The organism is Cytobacillus firmus DS1 (assembly GCF_000565285.1).
Classification (GTDB): domain Bacteria; phylum Bacillota; class Bacilli; order Bacillales; family Cytobacillaceae; genus Cytobacillus; species Cytobacillus firmus_A.
Genome location: NZ_APVL01000052.1, coordinates 1 through 4,011, shown reverse-complemented (window position 1 = coordinate 4,011; position 4,011 = coordinate 1). Strand labels below are relative to the sequence as shown.

The 4,011-nt window shown below is 33.7% G+C and carries 4 protein-coding genes; all 4 read right to left on the bottom strand.

Annotated elements, in window-relative coordinates; all coding sequences use genetic code 11:
- Window positions 1-541 precede the first annotated feature (541 nt).
- Window positions 542-1,015: a hypothetical protein gene (locus PBF_RS24555; RefSeq protein WP_035333629.1), complete on the bottom strand. Its 474-nt coding sequence runs from the start codon at window positions 1,013-1,015 to the stop codon at window positions 542-544.
- 160 nt (window positions 1,016-1,175) lie between these two features.
- Window positions 1,176-2,513: a site-specific integrase gene (locus PBF_RS24550; RefSeq protein WP_035333627.1), complete on the bottom strand. Its 1,338-nt coding sequence runs from the start codon at window positions 2,511-2,513 to the stop codon at window positions 1,176-1,178.
- A gap of 9 nt (window positions 2,514-2,522) precedes the next feature.
- Window positions 2,523-2,807: a helix-turn-helix domain-containing protein gene (locus tag PBF_RS25105; protein WP_081757375.1), complete on the bottom strand. Its 285-nt coding sequence runs from the start codon at window positions 2,805-2,807 to the stop codon at window positions 2,523-2,525.
- Between the two features lie 31 nt (window positions 2,808-2,838).
- Window positions 2,839-3,915 (bottom strand): tyrosine-type recombinase/integrase, encoded by a 1,077-nt coding sequence (locus tag PBF_RS24540; protein ID WP_051489013.1) that lies wholly within the window; start codon window positions 3,913-3,915, stop codon window positions 2,839-2,841.
- Window positions 3,916-4,011: the final 96 nt, after the last annotated feature.

Below are 4,011 nucleotides of genomic sequence, written 5' to 3'. Positions count from 1 at the left end.
GGGTGGAAAAGGACATGTTTTGTTCAGACATATTCGGTAACTCCTAAATTTATCTTTGTTCACTATCTAACAACCAATTTTTTGAAGTTATTGAACTCCTTAAATTCATAAAATGCTAGTGTCTTGTTATTATCTGAATCGATAGATTGCATTAAATCGATTAATCCATAAAAATTTTGACCATTAGCACTTTGAGCATATAAAGAATCGAAATGATATTACATATCATAATATTCGTTGTGCCTTAGTTTCTTTCGTATTAACAAGTAGATAGCTCCTTTTGGAGCTACTGTCCCTCTCCTAGTCTTACAAGAACCCTATTAATCGTTAAAGATCCGTCTTGCATGGTTAAATGAATCTTTTATTAGTCTAATGGCTATCCCTTTACGTTCGTTACACGCTTCGACGGTACTGTGCCATCACCTTTTACTGATATAAAGAGAAGTAATACAGTCGCTATTCTTGGGACTATTTTCCGTTCCAACGCTTCATTGAGATTAAGCTCTCCACGTTTTCAGCCTTCACCGTTGAGTTACATTTATTATTTATTTACCTCTTTTACAATAGTTCGTTCCACTAATAATTGATAAAAATAAATAACGATTGCTGTTACAACGGACAATATGTAAAAATGTTTAGGTCGCATTTTCTTAAATTCGAATACTCCTACTTTAGTGAAAAATTTTACGATAGGGAATGCAAGAAGATAATCGAGTACAATATTTAATGTTAAGTACTTTATAAAGCTACCGTATGTTAATTTAAACACCCAAATAGTTGTTATGAAAAATAAGCCTAAAAGGTAAGAGAAATCTAAACGATAATTTGGAAATAAAGCATTTTTTACTTTCCACCACTTACGTCTATCAGCTATTTCGCTTAAAAAACTAAAGGTATAACCAATAAAAGTTGCGACTGGAAGAAAGCGAACAAAAGAATTTTTCCCTAACAATGGAGTGGTTAACCAAGGAATAACTAATGTACTAAATGATAAAGCCTTTCTTTTATCAATCATAAGAACCCCCACAAGATACCTAAATTTATCATTTATTATTCCCTTTTGTTCAGAAATTTTATTCCATTAAATTGCCCTTAAACGGAACAACATTATTGTCAATCGACAGTTGCTTAACTCAAATTCGGTTACCTCTACATTTAATTTTTCATGAGACTTCTTACTTCATGTTATCACGCTCTGATTGGATTTGTTCCTCAATAAGATAATCCTCTAATTTCCCATATCTTGAAGCTTGTGTTAGTGACAATCCAAACCCTTCAACGAGTAACTGCGGACCAAAATTACTTGCTATAAAATTAAAACAAGTTATTCTCAAAGACTTAGGAGTAAAGCCACAAAAAGCCTTTACCTTTCTTGCTATGAAGGGATTATTGATTGGACGATCATAATATACTTCTGATGAACTTGAACTTAGAATTAAATAAATCTTATTCTTTGCGTTTCTAATATTCGACCTCTGTTTAACGTACTCATTTATTAAAATAAGTTCGTCATCAGATAAATAAACTGGTGGTCTATCGTTGAGGAAAATTGCTTTTATTTCAACCTTTACATCACTGATTTTTATGTTTCTAATATGTGATGAAGATAACCCATGATAAAAACATAGGGCAGTCAATAAACACTCTAAGGGTTGTTCGTAAAGGCGACTTTTAATTAATTTAGCCACACTTACCTGCTCATCAAAGGTTAATGGCTCGATAGTTGGTGGAAGCTCTCTAGATTTTATATCCAAGATTGGTATATGGGTTATTAGCCTTTTTCTTTTAGCTAACTTAAAGAGAACTAATAAATCTTTCCTCACAATCTCACGATTTTTAGGTGTTAAAGTTAAAAGAAATTCATGAACATCTTCTTGTTGAACGGTATCCCAAGATTCTATATGCTTACAGTTATTTTGAAACCATCGGACTAACCTAACAAATATTTCCACGTCTGACTTTACTGTTAATAGGGATAATGGGTTCCTCGCATTAAACTTTACTTGCCTATTTCTTAGTTCCATTCTCTCGTTAATATATATATCTAGGAGACGCCTAAATCCCGTAGGGATCTGTCCTAAACCCTCTCTAATGCTAGTGAGAATACCCTCATCTGCGTTAAGGCTTAAATAACCTTCCTTAATCAAAAAATTAAATAGGCTTGATCTAACTCCCTTAGGATTAGGAGATTTTTCTAATGTAGATACCAGCCATTCTTCATTAATATCAGATGGCCTTAAAAGCTCATTTTCTGCTGTTTGTAAAACTCGTAACACCTTACTAGTGTTCTTACGAATTGCATCTACACCAATACCTAGTTCTTTTAAATACAGAACATATTTTTTAAATAGTGCTGCACTCCATGTTTTTGTGAAATTTTCTTTAAGAAAATCTTCGGTTTGGATTTTCTCTACACGTGCTTTACTAAAACAATAATGACAGACGGTTGCTTTTTTATTAATTTCTGATTGATTTAGTTTCCTTTCACAATATACGCAAGTAAAATTGATCATCTTTAAATCCTATATTGGTGGAAGCTTATCTTTAGAAATGGATTCATTTACCGCCTTTGCCAACCTATTATTCGTTGATCTTTCAAGTTTTTTCACAGGTGTAGGAGTGTGTTTCCATAAATCATTTGGAGTACATTCTAATGCCGTACAAAGTGCATCCATTGTTTGCGTCTTTACTTGCTTAGGCTCACTAGTTAATAAAGCGCTTATTGAGGGAGGAGATAATTTATAACCTGCAGTATCCTCCATAAGCCTACCTAATTCAGCCCCAGACCATATTCCACGATCAGCCATGACTTTTCTTAATCTCCATTCAATCGCCAATTCATTCACCCTTTTTGTTGAAATTTAATAATTGATTTCGCCACTTTTCTTGCGCCATCCTCACTCTTTTCTCTAAATGATCTGAACCAGGATTTGAATAATTAAAAGTCGTTGCGACATCTGCGTGACCTAACAGTTCCTTTAGCGTTAATAAGTCAACACCAAGTTCTGTCTGACGAGTTGCGAATGAATGACGTAATTGATGAGGACTAAAAATCTCTTCTTTTGTAAAACCCATCTTTTCTTGCCTTCTCGCTAAGCTCTTTCGAGCTGTATGTTTATTTAACCTAACTCCACCTTCTGATAAAAATAAAGGTCCTACAGTTTCAGTAGTGAAAAGAGGTCTAATCCTTTCCAAGTACCAATTCAGAAGTAAATCTACATCATCTAACATCGGTACCCATCTTCGCTTAAATCCTGACCCCTTAGATCCTTTTCCAAAACGAACATGAATTTTACCTTTTTCCCCTAAGTCAAACCTACAGTCTTTTACGTCCATCATAATTATTTCGTGAGTTCTTAAACCTGTTAATTCTAACATCCTAAAAAGGGTATAGTCTCTCGCAACAGTAGAGTATTTTCTAGCTGTTTTCATTTCCTCCTTCATACCATTCCAAAATCTATCAAGCAATTCAGGTTTTGGAGGTATTACCTGACCATTATGATCATCTTTTCTATGATAGTAACGGTTAAATTTATCTAATAAATTTGGAACTTGTACTTTATATCTCTCCCATATTTCATGACCATGCCTAGTTTTTAAATACTCTAAAAAAGTAGAGATAGTGGATTGATATTTCCTCCTAGTGGAATATGCTAGTCCTCTTCCGACCAATCCTAAATAAAACTTATCTGCATCGGACATTGTAACTTCCCATATGAACTTATTTGACACATCTAAGAATTCATTCAAGCATTTTGTTCCAAGAGCTATGGTATGCTCCGTATATCCTAGAACACGCTGTTGCTGTTCCCATAGACCAATTAACTTCGCTTGGTATTCTCTCGATTCTTCATATGTAGGATAGAATATTTCTTGTTTATTACTAATAACAGATAGAAAAGGTTGCTTCCCCATTTAATAACCTCACCTTTTAGGTATTACCTAATATTTTTAGTTAATACCTAATATATCAGATGATTAATAAAAAAGAAACATATCCCTTCTCCGGTG